This window comes from Microbulbifer variabilis (genome assembly GCF_020524905.1).
Taxonomy (GTDB): domain Bacteria; phylum Pseudomonadota; class Gammaproteobacteria; order Pseudomonadales; family Cellvibrionaceae; genus Microbulbifer; species Microbulbifer variabilis_A.
In genome coordinates, this window is record NZ_JAIVKI010000002.1 from 221,381 (window position 1) to 235,935 (window position 14,555).

Below are 14,555 nucleotides of genomic sequence, written 5' to 3' on the forward strand. Positions count from 1 at the left end.
AAATAAAAATCGTATACCCAGGAAAAAGCCCTGCTCCCGATATTTAGACCAGTGCAAATTATTCACACCTTTAACCCCAATCTCGAGATGCGTAGAGTCCGAGTGACCATGCCAAAGAATAAACGTGTATGCATCGCCGATATTAACAAGTTATCCTCAAAGCCACGGAAGTGAGAAACACCATCTTTTGGGTAGCTCACATTAACAGGTACCTGTTGAAGTTCTCCTTTATTCCAGTACCATCGCACAAGGATCTCAGGGTCAAAATCCATTCTATCTCCAGTAAATTCTCTATCGAGCAGGTTGACCACTAAGGATATGGGGTAGCAACGCAATCCGCACATTGAATCCTTAATCTTTAGAGAAAGTGTATTAATCCATATCCAGATATGGGTTAGATAACGGCCCCATAGGCGTACTTTAGGTACAGATTTATCATATAAGGGATATCCACATATTAGCGCTCTGGGAAATTTCTTACTCTGTTCAAAGAATTGTGGGATATCGGCTGGGCTATGCTGGCCATCGGCATCGACTTGAATTGCGTGGCTATATCCAAGTTCTTTCGCAGCTCGTAGACCACTCTTTACAGCTGCACCTTTTCCACCATTTACCTGATGAATTACCAGGTGAACTTGAGAGCCATAGCTCTTTTCTAAACGTTGTAATTCCTTACGGCAGGATTCATCACAGCCATCATCCACCAAGATATATGGAAGATTGAATGTATCCAGGGACCCAAGCGTTTCTGCAATCGCGCCTTCGTGATTGTAAACCGGTATTACAAAACAAAATTTAGACATGGCTAAAGCACAACCTACCACTGCTATATTCTGTTCCGTTATCATTAGCATTATGAAAAGAAAAATTTAGTTTGTTTTTTTCCTGATTAAACTCCAGTGCCAGTTCAACTCTGTCACCTGGTATCATTAGCTGTTTAAACTTGATAACTTCCATGTGGGAAAAAGTACTATTATTTTTTAAAAGAGTCCTGCCGAAATGCATGGCCCAATCCAATTGAACCACACCAGGCACTACTGGAGATCCATCAAAATGGCCGGCCAGGCAAGGAAGATCGTTATTTACTGAGAACTCAACTTTCCCACTATTATCTAAAAAATTGCAGTTAATAATCTGTGGCACCATTGCCGCAGGCATTACATCAAAAAGCTGCATTAGCAGGTCTCTCGTTATTTTTCCCTGTGAATTGGTCGGCATTTCATCAACAAAGCGCCAGGAACGTGGTAAGGCGACACCATCCACATCTTCGGAAAGACTCTCTCTCAACTTTCGGATCAGAAATGCTTTCCCATTGTTCTTCAATATTTTAAATCCAGACTCAGTTAATGTGGCTACTACCGCAATAGTCTTTCGTTTTCGTTCCATCACAAGAGTGTAAGCTTTGTTAATATACTCACCCCTCATTAAAAGGCATTCTATTTGCGTCAACGAAATTCTTTTTTCTTCAAGTTTAACAATTCGGTCGGCCCTCCCCTGTAATTCAAATGAGCCACCTTCATATATTTCCACTTTATCCTGGCAAATAAACTCTTGAGGCAACCAGGGAGAAGAAACCTGTAAAAGACCATCAGAGGTCTTTACAATCTTTACACCTTCCAGAGGGATCCAATCCTTTTGGCTCATTTGACTGCGCCAAGCAATACCACCAGTTTCAGTACTCCCATAAATTTCAAGGGGAGCTACACCACATAAATCGTAAATAGCCTGAGCATCCAGTTCCTTTAAGGGTCCACCGGAAGAAAATATCATTACTAGTGATTTACCCAATTCCCAAGGCCAGGATGATATGCGACGACTTAATTGAGCAGGACTAGCAATCCAAACGGATGGTGCATATTTGTGAGAATCATTAAGTAGACCAGCGGTATCAACATATGTCTTACTGACAAACGGCCGACCGCTGGAAAGAGGCCATAATAATTTAAACAAAAGGCCATAAATATGTTGGTGACTCACTGTTGCTAAAGTCGTTGTACCAGTGAGCTGAGATGGCCAGCTCAACTCATGCGCCTTCACTTCAGCCAATAACTGCCATAAAGATTTAACAACAAGCTGTGGCTCACCGCTGCTACCCGAGGTGAATAATCGAATTTCTGTTGAAAAGCTTTTGGGAGGAGAAATATTACTGCTGTGGTTTTCTGGTATATCGACCCTAAAAGATGGGCAATTTAACCAAGTACCCAACAAAAGAGTTTCTTCATCGATATTTTTCTGTGTGAAACGTTTGTTGTTTGCAGGAATAATAACCTTTTGAGCGCAAGAAAGAGCTGAAAAAAACAGAAGACTAAATTCATAGGTATCTTCACAGAAGAGGGCCACACTCGTAGATCCTCTTTTCTCTATGACTTCCTTCAGGTCCCTAGCCACAAAAGCCAAGTCATGCTTAAATTGTGCAAAGGAAATTTTTCCACGGCTGGTATAACTTACAATGGCTTTGTCATTTCTGTAAGCAAACAGCTGTTCGAACAGTACTTCGTTCACGGCTTTAACTCACACCTTATTCTGGATACGACGGCGCAATATCCATTCGCAGCTCATCATAATTCCCATTAATACATATGAAACCAGCCCATTATAAATAGTCCACAGTTTCATATTACCGTTTATAACGGTTGCCAGTGCGAGACCCCCATTCAGTAAAAAGAAAAGACACCAAGCTTTGGTTACTTTACGTGTGTACAGAACCCCTTCAGGCGGTAAGTCCGGCTCCATTAGGCGAGCTAACCGCTCCACTAAGGTTTGGGGTTGCTTTAAACTATAAAAAAACACTGAAAATAATATCAGGTTACAAAGGACTGGATACCAAAGAAGCCCAGCTGGATCATCCCTTAGCCAAGAAATTCCAACGGCAAGAGCCAAGGCTAAAGCCAGTAACTTTGTACCAATCGTTTTTTTCGCGCTGCCAATCAACACCCGCAAGATTGCGACGATTAACATTAATATCAAAATACTGCCAAGAGACAGGTATTCAATACCAAGATAGATCGCAAACGGGTAAAGAGTCAGAATTATGACCAATATCAACTGCGCGAAACGACTCACTGCTCTTCCATTACCTTTTGGATTGCGCTTACAACGTCCCCTACTGTTCTCACACTCTTAAATTCTTCAGGTGCAATTTTTTTACCTGTAAGCTCTTTCAAACGAACAATCAGGTCAACAGCATCAATGCTATCAATATCTAGATCTTCGGAAAGATGGGCATCTTCTGTTATATCTTCTTCATCAACCTCAAACATCTCAACAAGAATTTCGGTCAATTTTGATAATATATCTTCTCTATCTTTCAACATATAAACTTCTCTTAAGCGCGACTATCACTGACAAATTTGGCCAGGCTATTCACACTAGCAAAATGTGATTTGGTTTCTTTATTTTCCGCATCGATAGATATGTTGTATTTCTTCTGCAATGCCAGACCTAGTTCAAGCGCATCAATGGAATCCAAACCAAGCCCTTCACCAAATAAAGATTCATCCGCGATGATATCCTCTGGTGTAATATCCTCCAGGTTTAGTACCTCAATAATCAGTGTCTTTAGCTCATCAACCAACTCACTCACGCAGCACACTCCTCAGTATAAAATGCTTTTAATTCTTGGGTAACTTGTCTGGCTACCAGTGGACTTTCGTTTTCCTCTTTCATCTTGAGCTTTTCCCAAGACTCAGAGACATCAAATTCAAAATGTGGTCGCGATAACGGAATGCTGTACCACGGTATATTTTTCATTAACATTGGTGGGTTACAGCGAATGGTAACTAGAGTCGGACTAACCCCGGAACGAATTGCCATATAGGCAGCTCCCCGCTGAAACTTAAATGGTTTTCCAGGCACGGAGCGGGTCCCTTCTGGAAATAAAACTACTGACTCACCCTTTTTCAATGATTTTGAAGCGAGCTCTATTATTTTTTCAGGATCATCATTCGGAATATAACCTGCGGTCATTACCGCTCCACGCATAAAGGGATTTCGAAACAGGCTCGCCTTTACAATACAGTTTGCATTAGGTATTCGAGAAATAAGAAAAACAACATCAATAAGTGTGGGATGATTTGCCAATATTAATTGGCCAGACTCCTGCAACTTAGCTTCACCCCTAAAATCATAGGTATATATCCCTGTTTTGTGCATTAATCCAATAAATAAACGAAAGGCATAATGTATGATCAGCCTTGCCTTACGTATTCGTACACTTGCGTTAGGATATATTATTCTCAGAGGTGGAAATAATATAAATCGAAGAACCAGACCACCCAGACCAAATAGACTAAACGCAACAGCTGTTGCAATCAGTCTAAGCCAATACCGATCATCCCTCTTGCCAGATAGCAATTTAGTTTGCATTGATTTGTAACTCCCACTCTCTGGCTAGGGGTATCTTCCCTGAGTTTTCAACAAGGGCATTTACCAGGGCTAACTGATAATCAGCCTCTTCAAATGCTGTTTTTACTTTGATGCTTGAAGAATTTACCAGAGTCACTCCAGTACCTTTAATGCCCTCAGCGGGTAAGGTTAGAAGTAAGGCTGTAGCACAAATTGCTGAAGGGCTTTCCGCACTTGGGTGATACATTTGTGGTAGGGGTTCCTCACTAAATATCAGCAGTATTTCTTTTATACCTTCCTGCAAAATACCAGCGGCTTCCATAAAACCAGCTAGCAATGGGTAGTCACCACCCGCCAAAGCAAGAGCTGGTGATCGCACCTTATTAGCTATCGACAGCTGACCAACAATTGCATTGTGTACCGATAATCCAAACGCAGTAGGGGACAAATCTTCACCCGCAGCAACACCCTGAAGAAGAGAGTAAGTCCTCATCGCCTCTCCATGTACAGAGCAACACAACAGGGGAATATCCCGCTGCTGAAGAAGTGGGTAAGCAGTATTAAATACGGCCTTAGACAAGGGACTCAGACGGCGCCTAAGCATTGCTGGAAGAAAGGACACATCCGCCTGGATATCTTCCTGCAGCTTTAGCTCACCACTACGCCAACGTTGCCAGTCCGCAGGCTCCGAAACCCCTGCATACCAAGCTCGCCAATCGGAAATTACAAATTCAATAGACAAACTACTCTCATGGAGCCGTGCTCCACCCCTCAAATACCAAGTCTTTCTAACCTGTCAGCTCTGCCATTGTTTTTAGGTGGCTTTTTGAGCTTTTCGTGACCGGTGACAGGGCGGGAATGGTACACAAAATGATCAATTCCCGCTAGCAAAAGAACCTTCAATTGGGACTGGTGAGTTTCTTCATTACACGGACATACACAAGAACTATTTCTTTGAACATTTCTCGTATACTACCGACCAGACTTTAACTGACATAAGGTCAATCAACGCGTTAGCTGACCAGATGAAACTCTTGCAAAGAATAAAATTTCTCTAAATATTCAAATTTAGGGGAGAAATTCTAATGGAGAGAATGATTCTTATTGCCCAGTCCAGCATCTATAATCTAATTCCTTAGGGAGATCAGATTAAAGTTCTCAGATGTAACAGATGATGTAACCCCTCTTTTCCTCTACTATCAATCGTGAGGGTCACTCTGCTATTTTGCTTTGTTTGTGATTACACTCTACTTCTGATTCGATAAATAAGACTTCATGCTTTATTTTACTTGTTCGTCGTTTAAATATTGGCCTGGGGACTGGCAGGCGAACTCATCACTATTCTTGAGTAGCGCAGAACATTTACGTTTAAAAAATATTCGTAACCCAAGACGGAGGATGCAATTTTTAGCCGGGCGTTTACTCGTGAAAACCCTTATTGCTGAACAGTATGGATGCTCTCTCTCAGATCTAGAGATTGATCCTAAGACCCCTTCAGTTGCCTACCTCTTAGGAACCCCTTTTATTAATCTCTCGATCAGTCATACGGCAGACTACCTTGCGGTCTCCATCGGAAAAATTCCCGTTGGTATTGACTGTGAAAGAGGTCATCCAACAAGAGACTGGCTGCTAATCGCCCAAAATTACTTTAGTTCCTATGAAGTGTCCTGGTTACAGAGTCTACCAATCCCCTTATTAAAGGAAGAGTTCATAAAAACTTGGACGATGAAGGAAGCGCTTGCCAAATGCAGTGGTGATGCACTAGGTACACTGCTTAAAATTTCTTCACCGATTGGCCAAAAAAACAATTGGCCTGAACCCTATTCTGAATACCGCTGTTGGAGTGGACAGCCTCAAGAAGATATCTTCCTTTCCCTCGTAGCTAGGCCTGCGCCCAGTTTTACTCCTAAAGAGGTAATAGGTACTTACCGCAATAGTTTTGAAGGCCCAGCAACACGAGAAATTCGACTAAAAGCTTCATGATTTGGCGACCCCCTTTTCTACTTAGCAGGTATCAAGGGAATCACCAATAACGACTACCTCAAGTTAATTACTTGCTGAACAAATCCCCAAAGAAATCCCCCTCATACCATGATGGCTTATCTTCGGCATCCGCCACTTCACGAGCGATCAAGTAATTAATTTCGGTAAACTGCCTAGCTGCTGCATAGCTCACCCCTGCATCCGGTGCGTCTCCAGGTTTGTGATAACTCTCTTTCAGAAAAGCCACTTGCATCGCTGTACCATCGATATTCGGGTCCTGTGCTTCACGCCCAGTGATTAGGTAGATAGAGGGCACTCCACGGCGTACAAAATTGTAGTGATCGCTGCGTACGAAGATCACTTCTTCCGGCATGGGATCAGGGCTCAGCTTTAGGCCGCTACGGATTGCGGCGTTTTCGGCAACCTGGCCCAGGGACGAGTGCTCGGCACCAAAAGCAATAATGTCGCGGAACGGGTAGAGCAGCATGGGCATATCCAGATTGATATTGGCCACGATGGACTGCAGAGGCACGGTGGGATATTCGGCAAAGTAATCTGAACCGAGCAATCCCTTCTCTTCTCCAGTCACAGCTACAAACAAAAGGGAGCGCCGTGGTGCCTGGCCTGACTCCGCAAACAACCGTGCTGTTTCCAACATGACCGCGATGCCTGCAGCATTATCCTGAGCACCATAATAAATCTGGCCATCCTCTTTTTTACCGATATGGTCCAAGTGGGCAGAGAAGACTACATATTCATTTTTTAGTGCCGGGTCACTGCCCGGTAATACCGCCACTACATTAGGGCTGAGAATATCCTGGTGCTTAGAACTTGTGCTTAGCGCCGCACGGTAGGGAAGCTCAAAACCTTTAGGATTTTGACCTTTTTCCATATCGCTGAAGATAGCTTCCAGGCTCTGCTGGGTACCGTTGAAGAGTTTGCTCGCCGCATCAATGTTGAGCATAACACCGGGATACAAGCCTGGGGTGGCACTACCCGGTTCGCCTGTACGCTTTACCCAGTCGAAAGTATCTTCGTGGCGATGCTCCGCATAGCGAGCGAAGGGGCGACGCTTTTCGCGCTCGGGTGTATAAAGGGTGATATAACCCACCGCACCGTGGCGAGCGGCGGTTTCACGTTTATTATAACTGGAAGCATAGTGAGCCCCTACTTCACTGGGCAGGCTCTTGGGGCGACCACTCAGTATCACCGCGATCTTCCCTTTCACATCCAGCCCAGTGTAATCGTCCAGGCCATAGTCCGGCGCCTCAATTCCGTAGCCGACAAACACCAGCTCGGCTTCCAGGTTAGCTTCCTCACTAACAGCAGAAGGCGAGGCGATAAAGTCCTCACCAAAGGTAAAAGTGATCTCATCACTCTCCCCTTTCACAACGAGACCGGGCTCAGCACCATTCCAGCTGGCACTGCGGAAGGGCACATTTTGAAAGAAGCCCTGCACCCCTGCCGGAGTGAGGCCCATAGACTGAAACTGATCGGCCACATATTGCGCCGCTTTGAGGTAGCCTTCGCTGCCCGTATTTCTTCCCGCCAGCTCTGCAGATGCCAGGTAATTCACATCCCGACTGATATTGTCGATATTCGCGCTGGGCGCTGTGTCAGTGGTCACTGCGGTGCAGGCCGCCAGCAGCACTGCCAGTAGGCCGCTGAGCAGGATTTTGCTTTTCATGGAAACTCTACTTCTCGAATAAATCATCGCGGCCAGCCAGATAGCACCAGTACCGCGCCCAAATGGGGCGCAATCTTAACACGATCCGGCTGAATGCAGTGACGCCCAAAGTAAGTGGTCACTTACTTTGATTGACGCAATATATAGGAATCAAGCAGCTTTGTAGAGGCCAGGGAAAGCTCGGGTCAATGCTGCGGCAATCTCTTCATGGGCCCGGTCAGCACAAAACTCTCCATGGGCGGCCAGGTAGTGTAGAAATGGCAACTGCAGTAGTCGTTGAAAGTCCTCCTGTAGCCAACAGCGCTGGTCCCTGCCATCGGGGGTCATTCGCGTTCGCCAGGCGGGAGGTACCTGCATACCGGCGCGTATACCCGAGAGGCGCATCAGATTGCGACCACACCAGCTACAGCCACTCCACTTCCCCCAATACTGCAAGGCATCACAACCCAGTAACAAGCCGCCATTAAAGGGTAACCACCAAAAGGCCTCAGGATGACGGCTATAACGTAGCTCTAGAAACTGACTTCCCGGTATTGGAGTGCTACCCCCGTCTTTCACCAACTTATCTGCACTGGGAGGATAAAAATTTGAACCTGTCTGCCGCCAAAAAGTCAGGTCGAAGTGATCACGGTAGTAGAGGTCATCCTGACCGTGGTGATATCCCAGGCGTACCGCATGGGAAATTCGGCCGAGGTCCTGCAGCTTCTCCTCCTGGGCTGGCCGCAGGCGAATCGGGTTCACCAGTATCAGCTCCTCCTGCCAACGCACCATGGCCATATTGCGATTGATAGTGACCGCCGGGGCCAGTTTTACGGTTCCCGGCACATAGAAAAGGTCTGGTAGTAGTTGGCGTATTTCGCCGTGAGGCTGGGGCTGGGGATAGTTGATACGCACTTGTGAAAGCTCAGGTGTAGTACACCCGATTACTGAGACCGCGCAGAAGCTGTAGGGCCCGCTGCGCGCTCTCTTCCGGAACAAAGACATGGTCGTGGCGCAGGGCGTTTACCATATTGGCCACTATGCCCGCATCGGCCAGTTCTCTGGTGACAGTTGCGGTAAGGCCCACCGCGCTGAGACCGGAAAAGACCTGTAGCGTGATTTGTCGGAAAGGTTTACTGGAGGCTATTCCATACTGCTGTGCTAAACATTTGGGTAATATTGCACTCATGCCCTCACCTTCGCGAAAAATGCACAGACTTTGCGTCAAAACTTCTTCGAGCCGGGCATCCGATACCTGGCAAAAAACGTAAGTTTCCTCTTGTAATTTGGGGCACATATTTCTCAGAATATTTGCGAGTGAAACTTCTACAGTCATACCCGATTTGCCATTGAAAATTCCTGCTGTAGAAACACACAGTAAGTGGGTGCGCGGCAGAAACCATGTCATGCCTTTATCCATAGGAAAAACGTCCCACGGAAACACCATATGGCTATAAGGTCTAGATGATCAGTACATTCTGTCAGTAATTCACACCACCACTGTCTCAGTGATTTTTTATTTTAATTTCGCTTACGCCTATTCACGTTTTTTTTTGTCGGTTTTTTTAATTCTTCGCCTTCCAGCTCAGGCTCACCCGGTGCTGGGGCAGTATTCACTTCTAGGTCGGGGGAGTCTTTTTTCTCCCAACTCTGCAATACCCTATCAATCGCTTTTTCCAGGCGAACACGGGGGAATTCCGGACAGGGTGAGCCCTTTCCCGGATCGTGCCAGGCGGACAGCGGTGCAACAAAAACCACCAGAGATTTATGCAGGCGATCTCGGCCGATACTTACCTCGGTCCAAGTAGTCTGCCAGGCAAATTTGCCTCGCACGGAATAATCGCTCTCATAGGATTTTAAGGTGAGGAAATAGGGGTATATTTTCCCTCTGCGACAAATGATCCTACGGCCGGTCTTTATATTGGCCATTTGTGTGAAAGGGTCAAAATACCAGTGGATATCGTAGCCAAATATAAATTGCAGTTTTCCGTCTTGGGGGAGGAAGGCGTAGGAACGGCCAGTACCATCGGATTTCAGACTCCAGACATGGCGCGCCTCCCCATCCCTGGAGATTAACCAGGCACCAACCCATTGACTGGCATTCAAACGGGATTGCGCTTGCCAACCAGCATTTCTCTGCTGTGTCTTTATCTCTTGCTCGCTCTGTTTCTCCTTTTTTTTCTGCTCTTCCTTAGCAAAAGCTGAAAAAGCTGTGAGCAAGAATACCAGAGCCAAAACTAGGGTTCTTTGCATCACAGCTTTTCTCCAGTATTCGGCGCTCTCCTCCCTGAGTGAAAAATTCCTTTTGTGTTTTTAAATCAGTGCCTTTAAAAATCAGCTGGCAATATTCGGACAGTTGCTACCCGCCTTAGGGGTGTTCCAGCCACTCAGTCGGCGCTGGAAACTTAGCAAGCCACCGCCTGCCTGCAGCCAGTGCCGCCCATCGATCACTGCAAATAACAAGGTGGAGCGACTCCAACCGCGAAACGCCACCGACACCACACCGCCTTTACAGCTAACGGAAGCACCTGTGCGCACCTGAACACGATCGCCATCCAGTTGCCAATTAATGGCAAAGCCATGGGTCAACCTACCCCCGGAATTAAAGCCATAGGCATAACCGGAACCATCGGCATTAAGCTGCCACACAAGTTGGTCGTCTCCTTCACTCACCACTAACCAGTTACCCGCCCATTTTTGTTGCGCTGATTCCGCTGTTGCCGCCAAAGGCAAAAGGAGAAAAAGTATCAGGGCAATGGCACAACTCTGTAGCGGGGAGACACAAATAGGATTTGAAGGGGGATTACGCAAATACTTCATGCGCTGCTCTACCGTATGTTCTCCACGGCGAGGACCGCGGAGTAGGGTTACTGTGAACGGCGGCAGGCGTCACCGCCAATGTTCCTGGCCGGTTGCGGCCACAGGCCAGAAAAACCGGCGTGAAAAATCGCACAGGCGTTATTTTTCACATCCCTTGCTTAGTAAGGCTAGACGCAAAATCCCACAGTGGCATTAGAAGCATTAAAAATATTTATTGAGGCGCCACTGTGAGAGAGTGGAATTAGGCAGACAGTTTGGATAGGGGATGAGGGATATATTATTTAGACTGTGCATCCGACAGATTTTTATCCGCCCGCCACACACGGTATTTCAGCTGCACACCCTCCGGCAGATACACTACCAGAGGCTGGCTACTTGAATAAGGCAGTAACAGATCCTTACCGCGCACACGGATAAAACGACGGGATTCGGAGTCCTGCCCGCACACTTTGCTGGTATCCTGCCTGGGCTTCAGGTCCGCCAACACATAATAGGGGTAGCCCCAACCCGACAACACCTGGCGCTGTAGGGGTGCACTGAAACTGCGCAGGTTGCAGTCGGCCAGTGCATTCTTACCCGGCACCAGCTCAACCATAAAGCGACTCTCATCGACCACCTTGGGTAGCTCTATCACGTAGCGATGTTTGCCTTCTACTTCTGTCGGAAATGCATCTAGAGGCTCGACCGCCTGAAGCGGCACTACATAACAGAGGATAAGGGTGGGCAATAGGGATCTTGCCATCGTGACTTCCTCACGGCTGAACAACTGACCTGGCGCACAAACCTCTTAAAGTCTAGACCGCTTTCTCCAGCGCAGTCCCCACCAGAGGGAGAACCCAAGGGCTAGTGCCAACGCAAAGAGCAGCGCCGCCCACAGATAACTGATACCTCCGCCCAACGTCGGTTCGAGCCGTGCTCTTGCCGTAGCCAGCAGGGCGCGTAAATTTTGAATAGAAGCGATCACTTCGGTGTTGGGTGCGGCAGTAATCACTTCCCGCCGCAATTTTTCCCACTGCGCTTGAAGCTGGCTGTATAAAACCCTGTCTCGTGATTCAATGGTTTGCTGCAGGGGCTGGTAGCCCTCGCGATAGGCGAGCATCAGCTTGTGGTAAGCGCCGGCATTATCTCCACCCCGGTAATCCGTTTCCACCAAAAGCAATAGCCCCTCGGCGCGGGTCAGGGGATGCTCGAGGGAACGCACCAGATGGGGATGTCCTCGCCACCACATCAGGGCATTTCTGGCATCGTTGGATAACTCGACCGGTCGGGTTACCGCCATGCCCGGTAATCCGACCAGGGCCGGGTAGCGCTCGGCAAGATCGGCTGAGGGGGGCAGCTGGTTCTTCACGGCAAAGGCGGCCACGGTCACCGCCAAAGCCCAGCGCTGCCGGCTGTCCAGGTCGCCGTCGACCCGATTGCTATGTACCGTATCCACAATGGGGTCGAGCGTATTGTACAAGTCGTAGAGACTGAAACTCGCCATCCGTGTAGCATTGCGCAGGTCTGGCACCGCGCCACCGCCCTGCCCCCAGCTGCCGTGGCATCTGGCACAACGCTGTTGGAAAAGGGGGGCCGCCAGATTGGCTGCGGGCAGAGACTGCGCCGGGGAGCGCTGCATCTGATAGAGGGCCGCCAATCGGTCGGCAATCTCATTGGCCCTCCTACGCACACTATCAGCGTCATCGCGATGGCCTATCGCCTCCTGCAAGGCTCCAATACTCCTCTCCAAAGCGGAACGGCCAGGTTTATCTGGTAGTTGCCGTACCAGTTCCAACGCCTGAGTGGCATGGTGCTGCTGCAGTCGATAGAGGTCTGTATCGAGGATTTGGTCATCATCGACAGCATCCCCGTAGTCCACAGCGATATAAGAAAGCAGGTTGCTTGCGCGTGCGGCCAGCCTGTCATTCTCCATCGACTGCTGTGCCCATAAGGACTGAATAGAGAGGGCCAGCAAGCACAAACAGATCCATGAGTATCGCAAGGGTGACTTCCTGTTACTGGCTACTGCGGGAGAAAGCGGGATTACTCAAGTGTGGCAAAAGTACAGATACAAAAAACCCCGCACTTGGCGGGGTTTTGTTCGGCAGAAACACTAGCCTCGTTCGGCGCGCTCTTTGGCGATCAGGTAATCCGCTACCTGGAGCATCAATTCCTGTCCGTTACTCTTGCCCTTGTAGCCCGGCAGAGAGGAGCTGATGCGGTATTTACCAGCCACAACTACTTCCGGGGTGCCAGTCATTTTATAGGCACGCTGGTTGGCCACACCCTGCTTGACCTTGCTATTGATGGCGAAGGAATTCATCAGCTTGGCGGCCTTGGCACCATCGGCACCGTGCTTGTTGAACAGCGCTTCAATAGCGGCCAGATCGGGCTTAAAGTCACGACCTTCACGAATCGCCAGCATTTGGCGTTGGTTATAAATGGTGTTGAACAGCGGGGTGTGCATTTCTTCCAGAACACCCATGGCATCGGCCACGTAGAACAGGCGGGCGTGTATATCCATCACCGGTTGCCAAATCGCCGGCAGTTTTAGCAGGGCCACATCGCTGGGCATCTTTTCTTGCCAGCTGTTCAGGGCCGACTCGAAATGGTAGCAGTGAGCACAGCCATACCAGAACATCTCTGTCACTTCGATCTTGTTGGCGTCTTTCTGGGCTACCGCCTGTGGCAGTACCTGGTAGTGTTGGCCGGCCTTAAACTCGCCACTTTCCTGGGCGCAGGCAACAAGGCTGAATAACACAGCCAAAACCATCGTTATAGGGGCGAGAACTGCTCTCATAAGTCTTCTCCAGCTTGTATATTCGTGGTTCGAGCGCCTGATTTGGCGGCGTACTGTCGGGCCACTGAGGACACAATAGACAGCGCAGATTATTTAAGTTCCCAGCGCCTGGCGCAAGGAAAGGTCGCATAAGTGACAATACTTTACCCAATTCCCACCCCATTGAGTGGGCATTGGGCACAAAAAAGGCCGGTGTGTGACCGGCCTCTCGTTGCTTTGGCTCACCGATTTAGTCGGTCAGGCCAGCGATATAGTTGGCAACTGCCTTAATTTCCGCATCGGAGAGCTGCTTAGCCACAGTGCGCATGGTGCGAACCTCGCCATCATTGGCGCGGGTGCCCGCACGGAAAGCTTTCAACTGCGCTTCAATGTACTCCGGATACTGACCAGACAGACGCGGATAACCTGCGGGGGCATTGCCCTGGCCGGTAGGAGAGTGACAGCCCATGCAAGCCGGCACGCCAGTTTCCTTGTTGCCCGCGCGGTACAGTTTGCGACCGAAGGCCAAGCCATCGACATTGTCGCCGTTGTTCAGCATTACAGAGATGGCTTCAGAGCCAGTCAGCTGCATCGGCTGGGAGGCGAAGTAGGCGGCGATATCCTGCAGGTCCTGATCTTTGAAGTTGTCCAGCTGTCCGATCATTTGCGGTACATTGCGGGTTTTGCTCTGAATATCCTGCAGCTGCTTATATATATATTTTTCACCAAGGCCAGCCAATTTAGGGAAAGCCGGCGACAAACTGTTGCCATCAGCACCGTGGCAGGCGGCACACTGGGCGGCTTTGGCCTTGCCCGCAGCAGCATCGCCCGAGGCCATTGCAAAAGGTACGGCCCCCAAGCCGAAAACCAAACCGAGTGCCAGAGCAGTGTTTTTGATAATGCTGTTCATACGTCGTCCCGTTGCGCGCTGAGATATGGCGTTTCGTGTCGCCCCCGATAGTCCTGCGACGCGAAAACCGCGGC

17 protein-coding genes are annotated in these 14,555 nt (G+C 48.6%); 1 reads left to right on the forward strand and 16 read right to left on the reverse strand.

Translation table 11 applies throughout. The features are described from left to right. Positions 1 to 62 precede the first annotated feature (62 nt). Genes LC073_RS03960 through LC073_RS03990 form a run of 7 tightly spaced genes read right to left on the reverse strand, consistent with a single transcriptional unit; the run spans position 63 to position 5,086 of the window. Positions 63 to 803, reverse strand: a complete 741-nt coding sequence (locus LC073_RS03960; RefSeq protein ID WP_226643735.1) for a glycosyltransferase family 2 protein — start codon at positions 801 to 803, stop codon at positions 63 to 65. Beyond that, on the reverse strand, positions 796 to 2,502 hold the full coding sequence (locus LC073_RS03965) for an AMP-binding protein (protein WP_226643737.1): 1,707 nt from the start codon (positions 2,500 to 2,502) through the stop codon (positions 796 to 798). Before LC073_RS03965 ends, LC073_RS03960 begins: the two co-directional genes overlap by 8 nt. A gap of 9 nt (positions 2,503 to 2,511) precedes the next feature. Further along, a complete protein-coding gene (locus tag LC073_RS03970; protein WP_226643739.1) occupies positions 2,512 to 3,063 on the reverse strand; it encodes a hypothetical protein in 552 nt (183 codons plus the stop codon). Then, entirely contained in the window at positions 3,060 to 3,314 is a 255-nt protein-coding gene (locus LC073_RS03975) for an acyl carrier protein (protein ID WP_226643741.1), read from the reverse strand. Before LC073_RS03975 ends, LC073_RS03970 begins: the two co-directional genes overlap by 4 nt. An 11-nt stretch (positions 3,315 to 3,325) precedes the next feature. After that, positions 3,326 to 3,583: a phosphopantetheine-binding protein gene (locus LC073_RS03980; RefSeq protein ID WP_226643743.1), complete on the reverse strand. Its 258-nt coding sequence runs from the start codon at positions 3,581 to 3,583 to the stop codon at positions 3,326 to 3,328. Continuing rightward, positions 3,580 to 4,365 carry a lysophospholipid acyltransferase family protein gene (locus LC073_RS03985; RefSeq protein ID WP_226643744.1) on the reverse strand — a complete coding sequence of 262 codons (786 nt, stop codon included), beginning with the start codon at positions 4,363 to 4,365 and terminating at the stop codon, positions 3,580 to 3,582. The genes LC073_RS03980 and LC073_RS03985 overlap by 4 nt, the downstream gene beginning before the upstream one ends. Further along, the gene (locus LC073_RS03990) at positions 4,355 to 5,086 is read right to left on the reverse strand and encodes a beta-ketoacyl synthase chain length factor (RefSeq protein WP_226643746.1); all 732 of its coding nucleotides are present in this window, start codon (positions 5,084 to 5,086) and stop codon (positions 4,355 to 4,357) included. Before LC073_RS03990 ends, LC073_RS03985 begins: the two co-directional genes overlap by 11 nt. Before the next feature lie 656 nt (positions 5,087 to 5,742). Between LC073_RS03990 and LC073_RS03995 the strand changes: the two genes are divergently transcribed. After that, a complete protein-coding gene (locus LC073_RS03995) occupies positions 5,743 to 6,327 on the forward strand; it encodes a 4'-phosphopantetheinyl transferase family protein (RefSeq protein ID WP_226643748.1) in 585 nt (194 codons plus the stop codon). 67 nt (positions 6,328 to 6,394) lie between these two features. Here the strand turns inward: LC073_RS03995 and LC073_RS04000 are convergent, their stop codons facing one another. The 9 genes from LC073_RS04000 to LC073_RS04040 form a co-directional block, all read right to left on the reverse strand. Then, on the reverse strand, positions 6,395 to 8,014 hold the full coding sequence (locus tag LC073_RS04000) for a M28 family metallopeptidase (RefSeq protein WP_226643750.1): 1,620 nt from the start codon (positions 8,012 to 8,014) through the stop codon (positions 6,395 to 6,397). Positions 8,015 to 8,164: 150 nt separating this feature from the next. Then, positions 8,165 to 8,908, reverse strand: coding sequence for a hypothetical protein (locus LC073_RS04005; RefSeq protein ID WP_226643751.1), 744 nt, complete (start codon positions 8,906 to 8,908; stop codon positions 8,165 to 8,167). Positions 8,909 to 8,918: 10 nt separating this feature from the next. Beyond that, on the reverse strand, positions 8,919 to 9,401 hold the full coding sequence (locus LC073_RS04010; protein WP_226643753.1) for an ACT domain-containing protein: 483 nt from the start codon (positions 9,399 to 9,401) through the stop codon (positions 8,919 to 8,921). Positions 9,402 to 9,514: 113 nt separating this feature from the next. Beyond that, positions 9,515 to 10,249, reverse strand: a complete 735-nt coding sequence (locus LC073_RS04015) for a hypothetical protein (protein WP_226643755.1) — start codon at positions 10,247 to 10,249, stop codon at positions 9,515 to 9,517. Between the two features lie 78 nt (positions 10,250 to 10,327). Further along, on the reverse strand, positions 10,328 to 10,813 hold the full coding sequence (locus LC073_RS04020; protein WP_226643756.1) for a hypothetical protein: 486 nt from the start codon (positions 10,811 to 10,813) through the stop codon (positions 10,328 to 10,330). Between the two features lie 277 nt (positions 10,814 to 11,090). Further along, positions 11,091 to 11,555 (reverse strand): ecotin family protein, encoded by a 465-nt coding sequence (locus LC073_RS04025; protein ID WP_226643758.1) that lies wholly within the window; start codon positions 11,553 to 11,555, stop codon positions 11,091 to 11,093. A 45-nt stretch (positions 11,556 to 11,600) separates the two neighbouring features. Next, positions 11,601 to 12,794 carry a c-type cytochrome gene (locus LC073_RS04030; protein WP_226643760.1) on the reverse strand — a complete coding sequence of 398 codons (1,194 nt, stop codon included), beginning with the start codon at positions 12,792 to 12,794 and terminating at the stop codon, positions 11,601 to 11,603. A 111-nt stretch (positions 12,795 to 12,905) separates the two neighbouring features. Then, the gene (locus tag LC073_RS04035; RefSeq protein ID WP_226643762.1) at positions 12,906 to 13,592 is read right to left on the reverse strand and encodes a thiol:disulfide interchange protein DsbA/DsbL; all 687 of its coding nucleotides are present in this window, start codon (positions 13,590 to 13,592) and stop codon (positions 12,906 to 12,908) included. A 229-nt stretch (positions 13,593 to 13,821) separates the two neighbouring features. Then, positions 13,822 to 14,481 carry a c-type cytochrome gene (locus LC073_RS04040; protein ID WP_226643764.1) on the reverse strand — a complete coding sequence of 220 codons (660 nt, stop codon included), beginning with the start codon at positions 14,479 to 14,481 and terminating at the stop codon, positions 13,822 to 13,824. Positions 14,482 to 14,555: the final 74 nt, after the last annotated feature.